This window comes from Terrimonas alba (genome assembly GCF_042434975.1).
Taxonomy (GTDB): Bacteria; Bacteroidota; Bacteroidia; order Chitinophagales; family Chitinophagaceae; genus Terrimonas_B; species Terrimonas_B alba.
This window is the reverse complement of record NZ_JBHMQM010000001.1, coordinates 209,288-226,194: the sequence shown is the minus strand read 5'-3', so window position 1 is coordinate 226,194 and position 16,907 is coordinate 209,288. Positions and strand designations below refer to the sequence as shown.

General features: G+C 39.6%; 14 protein-coding genes. 4 read left to right on the top strand and 10 right to left on the bottom strand.

Annotation, left to right across the window (positions count from 1 at the left end):
* Window positions 1-673: 673 nt before the first annotated feature.
* Together ACFEL9_RS01060 and ACFEL9_RS01055 are read left to right on the top strand one after the other, a co-directional pair.
* Entirely contained in the window at window positions 674-2,698 is a 2,025-nt protein-coding gene (locus ACFEL9_RS01060; protein ID WP_385885347.1) for a PAS domain-containing sensor histidine kinase, read from the top strand.
* Window positions 2,699-2,712: 14 nt separating this feature from the next.
* Entirely contained in the window at window positions 2,713-3,159 is a 447-nt protein-coding gene (locus ACFEL9_RS01055; protein ID WP_385885345.1) for a response regulator, read from the top strand.
* 830 nt (window positions 3,160-3,989) lie between these two features.
* Here the strand turns inward: ACFEL9_RS01055 and ACFEL9_RS01050 are convergent.
* The 8 genes from ACFEL9_RS01050 to ACFEL9_RS01015 are packed head-to-tail and all read right to left on the bottom strand — an operon-like array spanning window position 3,990 to window position 11,831.
* Complete coding sequence (locus ACFEL9_RS01050) at window positions 3,990-5,000, bottom strand: glycosyltransferase family 2 protein (RefSeq protein WP_385885343.1); 1,011 nt, start codon at window positions 4,998-5,000, stop codon at window positions 3,990-3,992.
* A gap of 51 nt (window positions 5,001-5,051) precedes the next feature.
* Entirely contained in the window at window positions 5,052-6,068 is a 1,017-nt protein-coding gene (locus ACFEL9_RS01045) for a glycosyltransferase family 2 protein (protein ID WP_385885341.1), read from the bottom strand.
* 9 nt (window positions 6,069-6,077) lie between these two features.
* Window positions 6,078-6,980 (bottom strand): glycosyltransferase family 2 protein, encoded by a 903-nt coding sequence (locus ACFEL9_RS01040; protein ID WP_385885339.1) that lies wholly within the window; start codon window positions 6,978-6,980, stop codon window positions 6,078-6,080.
* A 21-nt stretch (window positions 6,981-7,001) separates the two neighbouring features.
* On the bottom strand, window positions 7,002-8,012 hold the full coding sequence (locus ACFEL9_RS01035) for a polysaccharide deacetylase family protein (RefSeq protein WP_385885337.1): 1,011 nt from the start codon (window positions 8,010-8,012) through the stop codon (window positions 7,002-7,004).
* Entirely contained in the window at window positions 8,012-8,755 is a 744-nt protein-coding gene (locus ACFEL9_RS01030; protein WP_385885335.1) for a methyltransferase domain-containing protein, read from the bottom strand. Before ACFEL9_RS01030 ends, ACFEL9_RS01035 begins: the two co-directional genes overlap by 1 nt.
* On the bottom strand, window positions 8,752-9,693 hold the full coding sequence (locus tag ACFEL9_RS01025) for a glycosyltransferase family 2 protein (RefSeq protein ID WP_385885333.1): 942 nt from the start codon (window positions 9,691-9,693) through the stop codon (window positions 8,752-8,754). The genes ACFEL9_RS01030 and ACFEL9_RS01025 overlap by 4 nt, the downstream gene beginning before the upstream one ends.
* 2 nt (window positions 9,694-9,695) lie before the next feature.
* Complete coding sequence (locus ACFEL9_RS01020) at window positions 9,696-10,973, bottom strand: ABC transporter ATP-binding protein (protein ID WP_385885331.1); 1,278 nt, start codon at window positions 10,971-10,973, stop codon at window positions 9,696-9,698.
* 9 nt (window positions 10,974-10,982) lie between these two features.
* Window positions 10,983-11,831, bottom strand: a complete 849-nt coding sequence (locus ACFEL9_RS01015; RefSeq protein ID WP_385885329.1) for an ABC transporter permease — start codon at window positions 11,829-11,831, stop codon at window positions 10,983-10,985.
* A gap of 665 nt (window positions 11,832-12,496) precedes the next feature.
* Here ACFEL9_RS01015 and ACFEL9_RS01010 point away from each other — a divergent pair.
* Together ACFEL9_RS01010 and ACFEL9_RS01005 are read left to right on the top strand one after the other, a co-directional pair.
* On the top strand, window positions 12,497-12,829 hold the full coding sequence (locus tag ACFEL9_RS01010; protein ID WP_385885327.1) for a hypothetical protein: 333 nt from the start codon (window positions 12,497-12,499) through the stop codon (window positions 12,827-12,829).
* Between the two features lie 45 nt (window positions 12,830-12,874).
* Window positions 12,875-14,041 carry a sugar transferase gene (locus tag ACFEL9_RS01005; protein WP_385885325.1) on the top strand — a complete coding sequence of 389 codons (1,167 nt, stop codon included), beginning with the start codon at window positions 12,875-12,877 and terminating at the stop codon, window positions 14,039-14,041.
* Between the two features lie 63 nt (window positions 14,042-14,104).
* Here ACFEL9_RS01005 and ACFEL9_RS01000 read toward each other — a convergent pair whose 3' ends face one another.
* Together ACFEL9_RS01000 and ACFEL9_RS00995 are read right to left on the bottom strand one after the other, a co-directional pair.
* Complete coding sequence (locus ACFEL9_RS01000; RefSeq protein ID WP_385885324.1) at window positions 14,105-15,274, bottom strand: glycosyltransferase family 2 protein; 1,170 nt, start codon at window positions 15,272-15,274, stop codon at window positions 14,105-14,107.
* Window positions 15,275-15,570: 296 nt separating this feature from the next.
* On the bottom strand, window positions 15,571-16,497 hold the full coding sequence (locus tag ACFEL9_RS00995; RefSeq protein WP_385885322.1) for a glycosyltransferase family 2 protein: 927 nt from the start codon (window positions 16,495-16,497) through the stop codon (window positions 15,571-15,573).
* Window positions 16,498-16,907 lie beyond the last annotated feature (410 nt).

Genomic DNA, 16,907 nt, shown 5'->3' with positions numbered 1-16,907 from the left:
AGATTGATTGAGAAGAGAAGCTTAACACAACAGGAATATAAAGGGCTTAAAAAGGCCGTCATAATTCGACAATGGTGTAGTACGGTCTTCCTTTATAGCTCTTTATTTGTACTTCTTATGTCAATTTTCCTTTTGCGAAATCGTTGGTTTGAGCCTACAATTATTGTGAAAGTAGTTATGATTGTTGCGGGAATAATGGCTTTGATATTGATACTTGCAAGTGGTATCCATTTTATTCCCGGGCCCACCAATAAGATAAATAATAACGAAAGCCAAAGCTTAAAGCCCCTTGATGTTTTTATTTAAAATGATTTGCAAAAGCAATTAAACAATAAAAAAGATAACTTTAATAATTCTATTCTTTACTTCAACCTCAATGCTATTGCCCAAAATATGACCTCACACCAAGCTGGCAAATCCATTGATCAGAGAGTGAGAGATAAAGAAACAAATAGTATAAACACTTATGTTTTTTGTTGAGTTGTTTGGTTTGCCGTCAATAATTTTTCCCGATCTTTAATGAATGCCGGTAATCAACTGGTATATAGCTAACTCAAGCTTGTTTATCTTAGAGGAAAGGCCTGTTTCGTTGCTGCATTAAAATATCCATGTAAAACTGTGGTGGTATACGTGTTGAAAGGAGCCTTTTTAACCCTTATTAATTTATAATTACATGCAATCGCCGGCTGGCGCCAATTTTCAATGGCTTTTTGAATCTGCACCTGGCTTATATCTTGTCCTGCTGCCTGATCTTAGCATTCTTGCGGCATCCGATGCATATCTGCAGGCTACCATGACGAAAAGAGGGGAGATACTCGGTCGGAATTTGTTTGATGTATTTCCCGACAATCCAGATGACCCTGCTGCTACAGGTGTCTCGAATCTTCGTGCATCGCTGAACTATGTACTACAAAACCGTGAGGCCCATACCATGGCTGTGCAGAAGTATGATATACGCAGGCCCGATGGCAGTTTTGAAGAACGGTTTTGGAGCCCGCTGAATAAACCGGTGTTCAATGATAAAAATGAACTCGTCTATATCATTCACCGGGTAGAAGATGTAACGGAATTTGTCAGGTTGAAAAGAAACGAAAGCCGGCAGCAACAACAGAGCGAGACAATGAAGCGGCAACTGGAAGAAATGGAGACAGAGATTTACAAGCGGGCACAGGAAATACAGGAGATCAATAAAAAATTGTTGGGCGAAATACAGGAGCGGCAAAAAGCAGAAGAAAAATTCAGGGGGTTGCTGGAGTCGGCGCCGGACGCGATGATCATTGCCGGTAAAAAAGGGGAAATAGTATTGGTGAATCAGCAAACAGAAATTCTTTTTGGCTACAATAAAAATGAATTGATAAACCAGCCCGTTGAAATGCTGATTCCCAATCATCTTCGACACAGGCACGAGGGACATCGTGCCGATTATTATAATGAACCAAGAGTAAGAGCCATGGGAGTGGGACTGGAATTGTATGCTGTGCGCAAAGACGGCAGCCAGTTTCCGGTCGAGATCAGTCTTTCACCACTTGCTACTACGGAAGGAATGCTGGTGTCTGCGGCTATCCGCGACATCACCGACCGTAAAAAAAGCGAAGCTATCATCCAACGGCAGCGCCAGGACATCCAGGATTTTATAGACAGCATGTCAACACTCTGCGCCAAAGTGGCCAAAGACGGAACGTTACTGATGGTAAATAAAACAGCTTTAATGGCGACGGGTTTATCCATGGAGGAATTGCTGCAGACCAATTTCCTGGAAGGAAATTGGTGGGCCTACGATGCAGCAGTGCAGCGCCGGGTAACAGATGCTTTTGCAAAAGCATGTGCCGGAACTCCCATTAACTATGATGAAACCGTTTTTGTATTTGGAACAGAACTCACCATTAACTTTAGTTTGATTCCTATACTGGCGGCTGATGAAACAGTGGACTATATCGTGGCCGAAGGAAGAGATATCACTTCATTAAAACTTACAGAGGCGGCCTTGCAAAAACAAACGCAGCAACTTGAAAAGGTAAACAAGGAATTGGAAAGTTTCTCCTATTCTGTCTCACATGATCTGCGGGCACCGCTCCGGATCATTGATGGTTATACCGGCATGTTGGTAGGTGACTATAGCAATAAGGTGGATGAAGAAGGAAAAAGGATGTTCGGCATTATTACAGAAAATGTACGTAAGATGGGCCAGTTGATTGACGACCTGTTGAATCTTTCGCGGCTGGGACGGAAAGAACTGGTTGTGCACCCCATTGACATGAACAAAATGGTGGCATCGGTACTAACCGAACAGCTCTCGCAGACAACAAAACACTATCATGTAGAAACAGCAGAACTCGAACCTGCTGATGCTGACGGCAGCCTGCTGCGCCAGGTTTGGGTAAATCTTATTTCCAACGCTATTAAATATGCAGGTGGCAGGGAGAAGCCGTCTATTGAGATCAGTTCCAGGAAGACCGACAATGAAATTATTTATAGGATAAAAGACAATGGGGTGGGATTTAATATGAAATATGCTGATAAACTATTCGGCGTGTTTCAGCGGCTGCATAAAATGAACGAATTTGAAGGTACCGGTGTAGGCCTTGCATTGGTACAACAGATCATTAGCCGGCACGGCGGACGGGTATGGGCCGAAGCAGAAGTAGATAAAGGCGCTACCTTTTTTTTCGGCCTGCCTCTTTTGGCTGATAAACATTGAAAACCAGTAACGGTATGGCAGAATACGATCTGATCGAGATTCTTTTTATAGAAGACAATCACTACGAAGCGGAGCTAACTATATGGAGCCTGCAAAAGCATAACCTCGCCAATACAGTGAAGCATATTGACGATGGAGAGGAAGCTTTGGATTTTATTTTTTCAAGAGGTGTATATGCCAACAGGCAAAACTCGCCACATCCCAAACTTATCATTCTTGATTTGAAGCTGCCCAAAGTAGATGGCCTTGAAATACTCAGGCAGTTAAAATCAGATGAAGAAACAAAGAAGATTCCGGTGGTTGTTCTTACTTCATCAAAGGAAGAAAGAGATGTGATTGAAAGTTACAAGCTGGGTGTAAATAGCTACATTGTCAAGCCGGTGAATTTTGAAACATTTACAAAGGCGGTGGCCGACCTCGGTTTGTATTGGGTCATTTTGAATCAAAGTCCTTATTCCTGAAAATCAGTAAGCAATACATGGATGGCAAGCCTTGATAGATTTATGTGCTTATCATGATCAGGAGGAGTAAATACAGGGTAATTAATAAAATAAAGAAACCTGCAAAGATTGATTTTGCAGGTTTCTTTATTTATCTACTATTACAACTAATTAAAGAAAGCGGAGAGAGAGGAATTCGAATCTTTCTCAAAATCTTTTGAAAATCAATATTGTGAAGAAGCCCGAGTGTACTTACTCATGAATTACTCACTACTTTAGTTATTTATTCATGCCAAATTTCAAAAAATAATTTCGGCTTTTCGCTGACGATAAATTTATAGGCATAAATATATCTTAATTACAAACACTTTCTGCAATCAAATAATAAACACGGTACGTTCCATTGGACCTCAATTGTATTTGAATATTATCGTCATTAAATTTATCTGTGCATCCCTGTACCCGGGAACCAAACCATTCCGTACTGGTGCCTTCATCATCTCCGCGATCAGTTCGGAATATTTTGGAAGCCTCGGATAAAAGCAAATATTGGTCGGCAGTTCTTGTCGTGGGGTGACTAAACTTATGCAATGAATACAATATCGTCAAACCGGATATTCAAATAATCCCTTCCGAAAAAGTATGTAGCATGAAACCTACTTCGTTTGTCACCGATGGCATGTAGGCCAGATAATTATACCAACCTATCCTGCCCTTATTGCGGCCTGCAAATTTGGATACATCGCCGGTTATATTTGCCAGCTTTGTCCGGAAGATGGTTTGCCTGCGCTTTTCGACCTATTTAAGTACCTATCTGCCTAGGATTGCTATAATGTGGTGTATTTATTTTTTTATTTTAAGCCGATCCTGGTTCTGCTTTTTCGTTTCCAGCCAATGTAATATTTGATATATAATTTAATTATAGAAAAGATAGTGGTCTTATTTACCTGCATTTTGAGTGCATCTTTTGCATGGGATAGCGCTGCTTTGGGATCATTATAGTCATGAAAGATTTGATCGGATATTTTCGCGAAGTAAATGGAAAAGTTTTTTATGGCTGATTTTCTTAATCTCTTCCGTTGATCTTGTGGAAGATATTGTTGAACTATATCAATCACTTTCCGAACGTCTTTTATATCCTGCCGTGATAAAAGCGACCCTGCGCTGATATTGGCCGGGTGTTTTCTATACAGTGCAAGATAGTTGGGAGAAAAGACAACAGGAAAATGTGCGGCGATACGTATCCACATTTCCCAATCTTCGCCATAATGAACAGCAAAAAAACTCCCCAGCTGTTCATATACACTTCTTTTTACCACCATTGCCGGCGGCTCTACCCATTGCACCTGGGCAATTTTGTATAGCCAGTTGTCAATAATGCCCGGTTTTTCTGAAACCTTTTTATGATCGAACCATTGCTTTCCATTTTTATCAATATATGAAACGGCCGTAAATGCAGCGCCTGCCTGCGGATATTGATTGAATAAATTTTCAATTTCAAGATAAAAGCCGGGTTTTACCAAATCATCGCCATGCAACAAATGGATCAACACTCCTTTGGATCTGTTTAAACAGGTTTCAAAATTTCTTAAACTTCCCACATTTTTTTCTTGCCTGAAGAAGCCTACTCTTCCTTTTCCAATTTCCTGAACGAGTGCGGCTACATCTTCATCTGTGCTGCAATCATCAATTACTTCTATCTGCATTTTTTCAGCTCCAGGATCCTGGGCTAAAACACTTATGAGGGTGTCCCGCAGATAATAAGAACAATTAAAGGTTGGTATCATTACAGACCATAATGGTTTTTTAATCCCGGCCGGAAGCGCAGGTATTACCGGTGGAGAAGTTGGCGTTCTAACCATGGCTGGTAATTTTCATTGTAATATTTTGCCTTGACAGCCTATGCCACAACATTAAAAACGAATTTTTCTTTTTAAAAAATATTTTACGTGGTTCAGCAACATCGAGAGCTCCCACAGTCTTAACAATAATAGCGCGGATTTGCTTCGTGGAAGTTGTTTGAGTATCAGCGTCAGCGTGAATCTTCGTTTATACAAAGCTGCTTTCCGGATGTTCTTTATATCCCTGTTAACATTTTCAGTGCCGATGATCCGTTCGGTAATAAATTCAAGCTCCCGAAAGCATTTTACTATGCGTCCAATTTTTCTTTGTTTTAATAGCGGCTCAATATCGTATTGAAAGCAATTCACATAGTCTTTTGCAATTGAATAATTTTCTCCGGCATAAAAACGTAAATTCCTGGTCGTTTGCTGGAAGGCCGCTTCAGTATATTCCTTTCTTTTGGTTACCTGGTGAAGGCTTTGCGGATTGTTCCTGTAATCAAGCAATACTTCGGGTAAATTATAGATCTTATACCTGCGGGACAGGAGCCAGAACAATTCAAAATCTTCCGAGTACGGCACGGTATACATACCAACGTCCTGCACGGCTGTTTTCCGGTACATCACACTTGGGTGATAAATAGGAGAACAGAAGGTGAGATTGTAGTAAAAGTAATTACTATCAGTTTTATCAATATACACAGTTTGCTTGTCTTCTGTTATTACCCGGGCCAATGTAGAAACCAATGCACAGTCAGGATGTTCGTTTAAGTAGGTGTATTGTTTCTGTAAACGATCAGGGTAACTAATGTCATCTGCATCCATTCTTGCTATCAGTCCGGCCCTGGCTAAATTGATACCTTTATTTAGAGAAGCGGTGATGCCCAGGTTTGTTTCGTTTTGTACAAGTACTATACGCTGATCACAATAGGAGTTTATAATTTTTACACTGCTGTCGGTAGAACCATCATCAAGTATAAGAAATTCAAAGTCCGCAAAAGTTTGATTTAGTATGCTGTCAATCGCTTCTGATAAAAACCTTTCTGCATTATAAACCGGCATTAAAACAGTTACGGATGGCTGTGCCATACAGGAAATTTATTTATTGATTGATAAAGCCTTTCGTAACATTCTTTTAACCCGGGATAGCAAGACGTGACGGACAAACCACGTCGGGCTAAAAGGTAACAAGGCCTTTTGCAAAAGAAAGTTGACTTCAGGATAGTGAATCTTATTATTTTTAAGGTAGTATTTTAACCAGACAAGAAAGTATTTCCTGTCTCGTATATATTCACCCTTCTCGTGAGATGAATGTACTAAGGAGCCGGGCCGTTGCCGGTACCTGTTTTTGCAACTGGAAGAGATGTAAACTGGTTCATGCAAATAGAATTTAATCAGGAAAGACTGATCATCGTACATGCCGGTGAATGATTCATCAAAAGCACCATGTTTATTTATTATTTCTTTTTGAACAAGCATCCCGCAAATGCAAGGGGCCGCTCCTTTGTTCAATGGATATAGGGTCAGTGCCAGTTGCGGCGGCAAATACAATTTGTCCTGCTCTGCGCCGATAGTGACAATTTCATTTTTACGGCCGCTATCATTCCAATCGTACCAATATTCTGAGGCTTCACAGATCATGGTTGCCGGATGCTGCTGCATTATATTTAACAGGCTGGACAACATATCAGGGAACCATAGATCATCTGCGTCCAGGAAAGCGATTAGCGTGCCGCTTGCTTTCTTTATGCCGAGGTTTCTACTTTTACTTGCCCCCCTGGTCGCATGATCTTCATGTTCCAGGTAAATAATTTTGCCAGGGTATTCAGCTGCAAATGCTCTTGCGATGCTCGTGCTGTTATCAAAGGATCCGTCATCAATAAGCACCAACTCCCAGTTGTCGTAATCCTGTTTTAAAACACTCTCTATCGTTTCCCGGATATACAGCTCTGTATTTAGAAAGCAAGTGATAATAGAAATTTTTGGCGTAATGGCACTCATGACTGCGGTTTTTATTGGCGATTAGTAATTGGACCATTTTATAAGTAGTTGCCGCAACTGGTTCCCGCTACAATTATTGACTTGAAATCTGCCAAGTGTAAAGGGGTCAGCGTACTTCTTCACTGTTTTTGCATTTGTCGTAAAAGCTGCTTCAAAGCCCAATTGTTTCAATATTTTGATGGTTAAGTCATTAAATTTTCCGGATGGGTATGCAAACAGGTCTATTTTTTTTCCTGTGATTTGTTCAAGGAGAAGTTTGTTCTCTAAAACCTCTTTGTGCTGTATGCCTTCATTGTAATAAGGTAGCATCGGGTGTGACACTGTGTGTCCCCCCACATTAAACAATTGGTGGGCTGATAATTCTCTTATCTGTTCGGAAGACAAGCAGCGATATGCCGGCTGGAGATTGGTGTCGACGCCCGCCCATTTTCTTACCTGTTCGATTAATTTAATTTGTTCCCGGTCAGGTATCAGGCTAAAATATTTCCAAAGCTTAAAATAAAGTTTGGAGCGTGAAGTTTCAGCAGGGTTGTAGTAAATATAATTTTTATGCCTGTCCAGTAGTTCGTCTGTTAACGAGGTTTCATCGGCAAGGTCATAAGAAAACGGGTGACTATTTATGTCTAATGATAAAGTTGGAGGAAGTTCTTGTCTTTGCAACAGCATATGGGCTAGTTCATCCCACCAAAATTCACTGGTTGAATCAATACCTTTTGAGGTAATAAAAAAAGTGGCTGGAAGCTCATATTTCTCTAGAAGAGGCTTAGCGGTAAAATAATTATCAGCATACCCGTCGTCAAAAGTTATGGCAATATATCTTTTGCTAAACTTCTTTTTTTTCATCTCCCCGATAATCTGTGGCAGGGGCTTGACGATATTTTTGCTTTTCAATAGCTTTAAGTGCTGTTCAAAATTGTTTGCGCTAACAGACAATTGCCAGGGATCAATGACAGGATTGGCAATGCGGTGGTACATTAGAATAATGGCCTCGCGTTTAACAATATGCTTTATCCTTTGTTTTATATTGAACATCAGTCTGGCTTTTTAACTGTTTTTACCGTAATAATTACCTGGAAATGGGGATCATGATAATCGAGTTTTTCTTTTGATAATTCGGGCAACCCCATTCCATATAAAAATGCAGATGCTGTAAATACATTGCCAAAAGATTGTACCGTGGTCCGGCTTCCCGGAAAAGTTTCGGCCATTAAAGGGTGGAATACTTTGTCTGTGAAGGCCCAATACCATGTGGCATTCCATTCACCGTGATCGATGGAAGTAATATAGGGCACGGTGAGGAGCAGGGTACCGCCGGGTTTCAGGATGCGGTGACAGGTTCTGAGAGCTTCCTTAAAATCATAAATAAGATGGAGCGTCTGGGTAAAAATGATACAATCGAACGTATTGGCCGGTATATGGGGCGCATTACTGATGTCACCAATAATGGTAGCTGCAGGATTTTTTTCGTCAATATGTAAGATGTCACTTTTAGTTACGTTCACACCTCCATATAATAAGGTGTAGGTATTATCACCGATTTCAAGTATTCTCCCCGTTATACTGGCGGATTCTGTTTGCAAGAAAGTTTCAATATAGAATCTGTCAAGGGGACCTCCCCTGTCATAGCCAAATACTTTGCTGAAAGGAATCAGGCGGTTGAAATCTCCTAATCTAACATGGTTGATCGGAGGCGGTAACAATTTGGAAGGGGTTAGCCTGCACAATCTTTTTAGAATTGAATACGGAATAAGTTTTTTAATGGAGGACTTGATCATAGCTTTATTTCGTTTGCGAAACGGGTAAATCCAATTTTGTTGCCGACCAACTTACGGATCGGATGTACAATGATGAATTTTAAAAAGAGATAAGGCCTGGCTTTTAGCAAAAAGGTAAGATCCCTTTTAAACGATTTGTTCCTGGTTGAACGGACCCTCAGGTAACTTTTCATGGCATAATATTTTCTCCAAAATAATTGACCTCTTTTATACGCCTCGGTTTCGGCTTTTGTTTTTAATAAATTTTTTTGCCGTTGCAATACACTTAATGCAGATGATAACATTACGTCAAAATCTAAAGACATATTTGATGAATGTTTTCGATATGCGGCAGTTTTTTCCGTGTGATGAATGACGGGGTATTTCCTTGCGATTTTTAAATAAAGATCATAATCCTCGCAAGCTTTGAGTGTTTCATCAAACAAAAACTCATTAAATATCCAACGGCGGTATAATACAGTTGATATCATACCAACATAATTGTAATGTAGAAGATGCTGGTAATGGTTAGCAGTAATTTCCACTTTACATTCGGCGATGATATTTTTGGCTTCATCTACGTTGTCATAACTTCCAGATACAAATGCAGCTTGTTCATTTTGTCGCAAGTAATGAAGATTAGTTTCTATTGCATCAGGATATAGCCAGTCATCCGCATCTAAAAAAATAACCCAGTCCCCGGAGCAATTTTTTATTCCTGTATTCCTGCTGGCGGACAATCCCTTGTTTTTTTGCGAGATATATTTAACCTGTGCATGGCGTAGAGCCACCTGCCTGGTATTATCGGTTGAGCCGTCGTCAACCACAATAATTTCGACTGCTGAATGCGTTTGTTGCAAAACGCTTTCGATAGCTGCTGGTAAATAATGGCCATGATTATAACAGGGTATGATAACAGATACCAGCGAACCTTTTTTATATGGGTTAAGACCTTCCATATTTAGAACTCAATTTTATTTTGATGTAACTGCACATCAAACTTTGGTCGCACATACCCGATCCATTTGCCATACCAGGCAATATCTTCCCGATGGTCTTCCAGGTGAAAGGACAGGCATTCTTCGTAGTAGAACAGCATGCTTGAACTGTCTTTTACAAATATTATTGAAATATAGTAGGAGCCATCATTTAGGAAGTTCCCGGGTATCAGGCATTCCCCTTTAATGAGCCCATTTTTAAAGTCCTTTTTTGGGGAACATACATCAAATATGCATTCACCTGAAATGGTGAACAGGTGTACCCCGCACATTAAATTAATGTCTTTGTGTCCATGGTACCAAAATTCAAAACTGATCAACAGCGGCGTTCTGATATCCATAATATCCGGATGATTTGTATACCGGGGAGTAAGCAGTACTTTTTTTATCCTGATATGTTCGTTGCCGGGCGCTGTCTGCGGATTATTAAATTCCTGGATCAGCCTTTGGTGGGTTGCTTTGTTAATATAGCCGGCAATCACATTTTCCGGATTTCCTTCATCAACTATTTGGCCCCCTTCCAGCAAAATAGCCCGCTGGCAGAGATTTCGGACTGCCTGCATATTATGGCTTACAAAAAGAATTGTCTTTCCGTCCTGTATTGAAGAGTCTTTCATTTTGCCCAGGCATTTTCGCTGAAATTCCGCATCTCCAACCGCTAATACCTCATCTACTAATAATATTTCAGGATCGAGGTGTGCTGCCACCGCAAAGGCAAGACGTACATACATCCCGCTGGAGTATCTTTTTATGGGCGTATCAAGAAATTTTTCTATTCCCGAAAAATCCACAATCTCATCAAACTTCTCTGCTACTTCTTTTTTCTTCATTCCCAATATCTGTCCGTTTAAAAAAATATTTTCTCTGCCGGTTAATTCGTTGTGAAAGCCGGTACCAACTTCCAGTAAGCTGGCAATTCTCCCTTTTCCTTTTATTATGCCCGTAGTGGGGAGGCTGATGCGTGAGATAATTTTTAGCAGGGTCGATTTGCCGGCGCCGTTTTTCCCAATAATCGCCAGTACCTCTCCCTGTTTAACTTCAAAACTTATATTTCGCAATGCCCAGATATATTTTTCAGCTATCTTTTCATCAGCTAAAATCCCTGTATTCGCCGGAGGCTTTCTTTCGGGGGATCTTTTTGCCCACCACATTTTCCATTCATCTTTAAGCGATGTAAAATCAAGTACACCCAACCGGTACTGTTTGGAAATATTCTCTGCTTTAATTACCAGATCCTTCATAAAAGTGATTTAAATGGTGTCCATGACCTTTAATTCTCTATTCTTAAATAGCACCATTCCGATCAGCGAAACGATCAAAACACTTGACATGCACACCGTCATATTGATAAATGAAATTTCTTTACGTGTCAAAAATGCAGACCTGAAAGTTTCAAGTATCCAGGTTAGAGGATTTAGCCAAAACCAGGGTTTATATTTTTCAGGTATAATAGATAAAGGGTAAATGACCGGAGTAGCAAACATAAATAAGCGTAATAATATCTGGGTCAGGCTTTCCAGGTCGCGGTATTTAGCTACAAAAACGCTTGCTATCAGTCCTAAACCCAAGGCGAAGCCCGCGGTTAATAACATCAACAAAGGCAGCAGCAATATGTACCAGTTGGGATAAACGTTTTCAAAATAAAAGAAATAGAATAAGTAAATCAAAATAAACAGCAGCAATTGGATAAGAAACCGGATTGTTTGTGAGAGAATAGAGCTTAGCGGAACAACAAGCCGGGGAAAATAGACCTTGGAAAAAATATGGGCATTGCTAATAAAAGTCGACTGGACAGACTGAAAGCAGTCGGAGAAAAATGTCCATATAATCGTTCCACCAAGGAAAAATAAAACGGGGGGGGCACCATCTGTTGAAATTTTTGCAATCTTCCCGAAAACGAAAAAATAAACAAAAGTGGTCATCAACGGCTGTAAAAAATTCCAAAACGGACCGATGATAGTCTGCTTATACCTTACCGATAGATCCCTTTGCGTAAAACGAAGGAGCAGATCTTTGTAATGAATTATTTCAGCCATCCCTACATGCCACTTTTCCTGTGCCGGTTTTATTTCCCAATCCCACTGTTTATTTTTTTTCATTACTACTATTAATTAAGGTTAATCGTAAGACCTGCAAATTGCGGGCGTATGATTTTTTATTAATAAAAGCTTTTTATCCACATGCTTTAAACATGTGATACTAACCCGGTCGCCCGGTTTAGGAGCATAGGGTTGGGGTTTTTTTTCCATTCGTCTTGTAATTTATTTCCCCGTTAGTATTCGGTTGGTCTACTTTTTTGAAATCTCCCCGGCATCGGTTTGAAATTTTTATCAAGCAATAATCAATTAAAAAATCATACCGGAAACATTGATTTACAGTCAGGAGAAATTTTAATTATTGGCAATAATGATTTAGGTCAAAAAGGGAGCAATCCGTGTCGTAAAACGCCAAATCTATTCGCACAAAACTAAAGAGTCGAACACGCCGCCTATTATAATATAAAATCTTACCATATTTCAATGGCACAAATATTGGTTTAATGTTTCGCGCAAACACCATTGCATGTTAATAGTAATAATCCGGACTGCTCAGTATATCCAATATTCGATAAATCGCCTGGTCATTTGTTAAGCCTGAGGGTTTGAGTGAAGTGTTTTTGATGTGGTTTATGTCCCACGATTGCGGGTTGCCATGACTTGAATTTTAAATCGTTGAATGTTAGGTTATGGCTAGAAAAATGTTAAGTATTAACAGCAATCGGTCAATGAATTATTTGCTAAAGACGATTACATGTGTCAGCTACGATGTAATAACGGCCGAGGATACGGTTGAAGCAATGAGTTCATTGAAAACTACCGGAGAAATTGAGTGTATTTTAATCGATATCGACTATCAAACCGAGCAAAATTTAAACTTTATACTGCATTTAAAAGATAGTTTTTTATATCAATGCCCTGTCATTGTTCTCAGCAGTCATAAAGACATCTATGATAGTAATAAGCCTGCAAATGTAGAGAGTGTTTTTTATAAGCCTTTCGATCCACTTGATTTGAAAAAGGAGATCGATAAGATTATTATGGGCTCTTTGCAAAAATAATCCGGTACATATGCTAAAGATGTTATAATTCAAAACCCTATTGATATGATATCAGAAAACGTCCGTACAGAACCTATGGTTCCGAAAGATCAATGGCTAAGGATCTCCAAATTTACGGCCCGGAATTTGCAAAATGGCAAGGCAAGATTCAGGTTTCTTTATATCGGTAGCCATATAGCAACAGAAGAGGTTTTGTTGCACCAGTTTGAAGCCGGGGATATGGCTTACGATTTTGGAGATGCAAAAAAAATGATTTTGGCGGAATCCAGCCGGGCTGCAGGATGTCTTTACGATGTTATTTTTATCGATTATCCTCTGGAAAGATCAGAATTAAAAAAGTTTTTTTCTTTTTTGAGAAGAAAAAAATTTTCAAGACTCGTACTTGTTTATAACGGCACCCGATTAACCGACAATTGCATAAAGGATATCAGAAGGTTTGATATGCTTGATGATGTTTTTGATATTCAATCCAACGACATTAATTACGCAGCAATAATTCCCTTTTTGAGAAGCAGCAAAAGAGCCCATAGACTAAGACGTTTGCGAGCTTTAAAAAACAGGGCCCGCAGACTTTCAGCCAGGCGCTGTATTTCATTCCTGCTAAAAAGATTGCTTGATATTACAGTTGCGACCATAGCCCTGATCCTTTTATTGCCCTTGTTGCTCATCATTGCTCTGATCATCAAGTTAGAATCTAAGGGCCCCGTATTTTATACATCATCCAGGGCCGGCAAAGGGTATAAAGTTTTCAGTTTTCACAAATTCAGAACTATGTTTTTAAATGCCGACCGGGAAATTAATACGCTTGCACACCTGAATCAATACAATGGTGATAATGCCAGCGGACCTGTTTTTTATAAGATACAGAACGATCCAAGAGTTACCAGGTTTGGGAAATTTCTACGTAATACAAGCCTGGATGAAATTCCCCAGCTTTTCAATGTATTAAAGGGGGATATGTCGCTTGTTGGCAATCGCCCGCTTCCTTTATACGAAGCCGCGTCCTTAACTACTAATGAATGCGTAGAGCGATTTACGGCAACAGCGGGTATTACGGGTCTTTGGCAGGTTAAGAAAAGAGGCAAAGCTGAAATGTCGGTTGACGAGAGAATAAACCTGGATATCACGTATGCCAGGAATGAAAATTTGATCTATGATCTTTGGATAATGTTATGTACGCCGGTAGCGCTTTTGCAAAAGAGCGACGTGTAGCATATCGGTAATTAAAAGAATGATAATAGGTCGAATGTTACCCACCTTAGTTTTTGTCACCAATCAGATTTTTCTTTCAGCTTTTTCCCATGTAGCACTTTGGGTCTTTGCATAAAACCGGCCTATGCCTCTTATGACGGCGTAATTCATTACACAAAAATAAAAAGGAATAAAAAAGGTTTTTACCTTAATTTCTTTTTTTTCAAACTGCCAACCAATGATCGCGGCAGTATAAAAGACGATTTGCGCTACGAGCAAAACGTCATATATCGTTCCTGCTCTTTGAAAAGCAAGATAGATGTTTATAAGAAAAAGAGCTAAAAGGCAAAAGGGCGCTATGGTCCAGCGCAGGACACGATGACTGATATACTGAAAGGAAAGGATTGGGTAGACCAGGGGGTTTAATAAGTTCCGGAGCCAGATGACCGATTGAATTCCGCCCGCCGCAATACGAATTTTTCTTTTTAATTCTTCTTTAATATTCGCAGAACTATTCTCCAAAGCATAAGCACCCGGCTCATAAACAACCCGGTAATTTTTTCCTGCGATCATCATCGAAATTAAAAAATCATCCAATATTGCGGTTGTATTAACTGGCTGATAAAGTTTCGTTCTTATACTAAAAAGCTCACCGGCTGCTCCCATTACGGAGTGTAATTCAGAGTCAAGCTTTTTCAGGAATGATTCATATTTCCAATAAAAGCCCTCGCCGGCAGTAGCGTCTGAATTTTCGGTAATAGCCACCCGCTTTTCACCGGCCACGGCCCCCACCTGTACATTTGTATAATGCCTGGCCATACTAATAAGGGCGTCCTTATTTAAAATGGTATTCGCGTCTGTAAATACAACAATGTCTGTATTTACTTCCTTCATGGCGCGATGTACTGCGTTTATTTTTCCCAATCTTCGGGGATCATGCAGTAGTTTTATTTGTGGATAACGGGAAATGATGGACGCCGTATTGTCGTCTGAGCCATCAGTGACGAAAATATAGAAGCATTTTCCGGCAGGATAAGCAAGCGAAATTGTATTGAGAATTTTTTTTTCAATAATGGCCTCTTCATTATAAGCGGCTACAATTACCGTCATGGAAGGCAGATTGCCAGCATCATCGGGAATTAAGCGGTTACCTTTTATCACCCGCCTGAATCTAACTAATGCATAAAGCAAAACACCATACCCGATATACGTATAGAAGATAATAATGAGGCATGACCAAAAAATAAGAGTCATAAAGAAGATATTTTTGATCTGCAAACAAGGCAATAGTTATTCCACTAATTCAGAAATGGGAAAAAATGTTTGTTGGTGGTGCGCGAAGAGAACTGAACAATGTTTCTTAGTATTAGATTTTTATTACTCCTTGTCATTATCGAGGTTTCAGATGAGGAATAGGTTCTACATACAGCCATCAGTTCGCCCGTTAATACGGTGGCGTGGATGAAAACTATAGAAAAAGGATAAGAATTTTTTTTATCCGGCTCAATATGATCAAACTGTACAGGGTGCTTAAGTGGGTTATACAGACTTTATTTTTTAAATATCTTGTGTGAAGGAGAGTAAAAGTTATGGCTATCCGTCTTATTGTTCATGTTCCACCATATCGCTTGTCCCAGCAGAGGGATTAAACGGCCTTGTTTGGCTTTTAGGTAGCGAATCAACTTAACCGGTACAACGACGCATAAAAAATATGCCATAAAGATCGGGTATACTAGTGTGGGCGCATGTTTTCTTACTATCAGAATTCTGTTTCTGTTCATATAGTATTCCTTTAAGGGCGATTGTTTGCCAACAGAGACCGATTCCTTGTGATAAATAACTGCCTGGGGATTTACCCAAATTTCAAATCCCCGCTTTCTTATCCGTTCGGACCAATCCAATTCTTCATAATAAAGAAAGAAGTTTTCTTCCATCACCCCGGCTTTTTCAATCGCCCGGCGGTTTACCATCATTGCGGCGCCGTGGGCATAACCTGTCTTTCCTGTTTTTTTGTCATATTGACCTTTATCAGTTTCAAACTGGCCAATGCATTTATTTTTGCCGGTGATATATTCTAAAGGAGTATAACCGGCGTATTGTATGATGTCTGAATGATGGTAAAGAATCTTTGGAGAAATGAGTCCTATAGTTGGATTTTTATCCAGGGTCGAAACGAGTTCAGTGACAAGGTTTTCCGTAACCTCCGTATCGTTGTTGATTAAAAATATATAATCTCCTTTGGCCAGACTGAGACCCAGATTATTACCACCAGCAAAACCAGTATTTTTTTCAGATCGGATAAACCGAACGGAAGGATATTTTTTTTTCCAGCCAGGTACAGGGTCGACAGTGCTACCATTATCCACAACGATTATTTCAACATTAGTATAGTTATTCAATGAAAAAATTGAATCCAACAGATCTTCCGTGATTCCAGGCTGGTTAAAGTTGACAGTAATGATGGAGACTAGTTTCATAACTAATGACTAAATGAGTATTTACCGGCAATAAAAAAAATCCGGCGCGATAAAGAACGCGGATTTTATGCCAGTTTTTTTTAGTGTGAAAATTTTGCATCAATAACCAAATATAACATCGCGGAAGGACTAATGCATTAGGAAAGTCAGATTCAAAGATTGATAGCATTTATGCGTGAGTTTTTTTTGGCATATATTTTTATTATATGTGACCTGGAAAAATGGACCGGAGAGTACAATCATTTTTCATTGAGGTTTGAAAATTGGCATTTGCAAATCAATGAACTAACTGCTGTAAAATGGCGCGGTATAAACTGGTATCTTTTTTGCCAAGAGTAACGTTCGGAATGTGTCTTGAAAATTGTTTTTGGTTTTCGGAGATACAAATTGTTATTCTCCACCAGTATTAT

What these genes read in the sequence shown, in the direction of transcription:
- ACFEL9_RS01060 (WP_385885347.1), top strand. Translation starts at nt 674, where the DNA reads ATGCAATCGCCGGCTGGCGCCAATTTTCAATGGCTTTTTGAATCTGCA.
- ACFEL9_RS01055 (WP_385885345.1), top strand. Translation starts at nt 2,713, where the DNA reads ATGGCAGAATACGATCTGATCGAGATTCTTTTTATAGAAGACAATCAC.
- ACFEL9_RS01050 (WP_385885343.1), bottom strand. Translation starts at nt 5,000, where the DNA reads ATGGTTAGAACGCCAACTTCTCCACCGGTAATACCTGCGCTTCCGGCC.
- ACFEL9_RS01045 (WP_385885341.1), bottom strand. Translation starts at nt 6,068, where the DNA reads ATGGCACAGCCATCCGTAACTGTTTTAATGCCGGTTTATAATGCAGAA.
- ACFEL9_RS01040 (WP_385885339.1), bottom strand. Translation starts at nt 6,980, where the DNA reads ATGAGTGCCATTACGCCAAAAATTTCTATTATCACTTGCTTTCTAAAT.
- ACFEL9_RS01035 (WP_385885337.1), bottom strand. Translation starts at nt 8,012, where the DNA reads ATGTTCAATATAAAACAAAGGATAAAGCATATTGTTAAACGCGAGGCC.
- ACFEL9_RS01030 (WP_385885335.1), bottom strand. Translation starts at nt 8,755, where the DNA reads ATGATCAAGTCCTCCATTAAAAAACTTATTCCGTATTCAATTCTAAAA.
- ACFEL9_RS01025 (WP_385885333.1), bottom strand. Translation starts at nt 9,693, where the DNA reads ATGGAAGGTCTTAACCCATATAAAAAAGGTTCGCTGGTATCTGTTATC.
- ACFEL9_RS01020 (WP_385885331.1), bottom strand. Translation starts at nt 10,973, where the DNA reads ATGAAGGATCTGGTAATTAAAGCAGAGAATATTTCCAAACAGTACCGG.
- ACFEL9_RS01015 (WP_385885329.1), bottom strand. Translation starts at nt 11,831, where the DNA reads ATGAAAAAAAATAAACAGTGGGATTGGGAAATAAAACCGGCACAGGAA.
- ACFEL9_RS01010 (WP_385885327.1), top strand. Translation starts at nt 12,497, where the DNA reads ATGAATTATTTGCTAAAGACGATTACATGTGTCAGCTACGATGTAATA.
- ACFEL9_RS01005 (WP_385885325.1), top strand. Translation starts at nt 12,875, where the DNA reads ATGATATCAGAAAACGTCCGTACAGAACCTATGGTTCCGAAAGATCAA.
- ACFEL9_RS01000 (WP_385885324.1), bottom strand. Translation starts at nt 15,274, where the DNA reads ATGACTCTTATTTTTTGGTCATGCCTCATTATTATCTTCTATACGTAT.
- ACFEL9_RS00995 (WP_385885322.1), bottom strand. Translation starts at nt 16,497, where the DNA reads ATGAAACTAGTCTCCATCATTACTGTCAACTTTAACCAGCCTGGAATC.